This is a genomic window from Actinoplanes sp. NPDC051633, assembly GCF_040681735.1.
Lineage (GTDB): Bacteria > Actinomycetota > Actinomycetes > Mycobacteriales > Micromonosporaceae > Actinoplanes.
Map to the genome: position 1 here is coordinate 1 of NZ_JBFAZH010001599.1, position 1417 is coordinate 1417.

A 1417-nucleotide genomic window follows, 5' to 3' on the forward strand; every position below is an offset into this window, starting at 1 on the left:
CCCCGCCGTACGCCAGATAGCCGTGTGCCTCGGCCGCCACCCCGGCCGGAACCGTGGAGAGCTTCATCAGCTCGGCGTCCGGCGCCTGCTCGCCGCCCAGCACCACGACCGGCACCGGGCCGGCGAGCAGCGCGTCGACACCCTCGGGCCAGGCACGGCGACCGCCGAGCAGGCGCACCACCACCAGCTCGACACCCTCCAGCAGCCCGGGGACATCGGTCGCCGGGATGCGGGCCGGATTGCCCAGACGGTAGTCGGCACCGCTGCCACGGGCGCTCAGCAGGTCGGTGTCGGAGGTGGACAGCAACAGGAACATGTCTGGGAACCCTTCCGGGCCGCAGTGAGCCGAGTCAAGCGGTGTGATGCTCGCGACCCGGCACTGCGTTTCTGTCGTAGCGGATCCGTAGCATCTCCTCCCGTGAGCTCACCCTCCGTCCGCTCGTCGGACATCGACGCCTGCCCCGGCGCGCTGCGGCTGCATGCCGCGGCCGACGGGCCGCTGGCGCGTGTCCGGCTGCCGGGTGGCCTGCTCACCGGGGCGCAGGTGCGCGTGCTGCGCGATGTCGCGCGGCGCTGGGGCGACGGCCAGGTGGAGCTGACGTCGAGGGCGAATGTTCAGGTGCGGGCGCTGACCGCAGCCCCGCCCGAGGCGTTGGCCGAGGCACTGCGCGGGTGCGGCCTGCTGCCGTCCGACACCCATGAGCTGGTACGCAACATCGCGGCGTCCCCGGTGCCCGGCGCGTGGGACGTCCGTACCGTGGCGCGGGCACTCGACCGGGCCGTCTGCGCCGACCCCGCTCTGGCCGCCCTGCCCGGGCGGTTTCTCTTCGCGCTCGGTCCGGTGCCCGCCGCGGCCGACCTCGCGGCGCTCCAGGCGCCGACCGGCATCGCCGTCCTCTTCGCCGGCCGTGACCTCGGCCTGCGCGTCGATCCCGGCGCCGTCGTCCCCGCCCTGATCGCCGCCGCGCACGCCTTCCTCGACGTCCGCGCCGAGCAGGCGACGCCGGCGTGGCGGCTGCGCGAGCTCGCCGACGGACCGTCCCAGGTCGCCGCGCGCACCGCCGCGGCCATCGGAGCCGAGTTCACGCCGGCTGCGCCGCCACCGGCCGTCGTCGCGGCCGAGCCGATCGGTCTGGTCGCGCAGCCCGGCGGGCTCTTCGCAGCGGCCGCGCTGGTGCCCCTCGGCACCCTGTCCGAGGCGCAGCTGACGGTCCTCGGCGGTGCCGAGACGTGCACCGTGACGCCCTGGCGAGGGGTCGTCGTCCCCGATCTGGAGCGGCCGGCGGCCGAGGCGTGGCTGCATCGGCTGGGCACGGCCGGGCTCGAGGTCTCGCCGGGCTCGCGGTGGTCCGGCGTCACGGCCTGCGCCGTCGCCCGGGCATCGCGCCGCACGTCGGCCAGCGCCTTCGCGCATCCC

Annotated in this window: 2 protein-coding genes; one reads left to right on the forward strand and one right to left on the reverse strand. The window is 76.1% G+C overall.

All coding sequences use genetic code 11. The features are described from left to right. Nucleotides 1-316, reverse strand: a 316-nt coding sequence (locus tag AB0M20_RS43475; RefSeq protein WP_364307349.1) for a hypothetical protein, incomplete at its 3' end; no start/stop codon positions are given. Between the two features lie 102 nt (nt 317-418). On the opposite strand from AB0M20_RS43475, the gene AB0M20_RS43480 reads away from it, so the two are divergent. Then, nucleotides 419-1417, forward strand: a 999-nt coding sequence (locus AB0M20_RS43480; RefSeq protein WP_364307351.1) for a precorrin-3B synthase, incomplete at its 3' end; no start/stop codon positions are given.